At 64.1% G+C, this 290-nt stretch carries 1 pseudogene; it reads left to right on the plus strand.

The features are described from left to right. Positions 1-290, plus strand: a pseudogene (locus QP415_RS11485) (ABC transporter ATP-binding protein); the annotation flags it as partial.

A 290-nucleotide genomic window follows, 5' to 3' on the forward strand; every position in this document is an offset into this window, starting at 1 on the left:
GCCCTGAAGAAGGCCGAGCACCTCAAGGCGCAGGGCGAGAAAATGCGGGCGAAGGCCACGAAGGCTGTCGCAGCTCAACAGATGCTGCGCCGCGCTGAGGAGCTTTTTGCCCAGGCCGGTGCCGAGGTTGCTCAGGAGAAGGTCGCACGCCTGCGCTTTCCGGATCCCCTTCCTTCGGGGCGTGTGCCTCTTACCGCCGAGGGACTCTCCAAGTCGTACGGTTCGCTTGAAGTGTTCACCGGCGTCGATCTCGCGATCGACCGCGGCTCCAAAGTGGTCGTCCTCGGTCT

The sequence above is a fragment of the Pauljensenia sp. UMB3104 genome (assembly GCF_030217285.1).
GTDB lineage: Bacteria > Actinomycetota > Actinomycetes > Actinomycetales > Actinomycetaceae > Pauljensenia.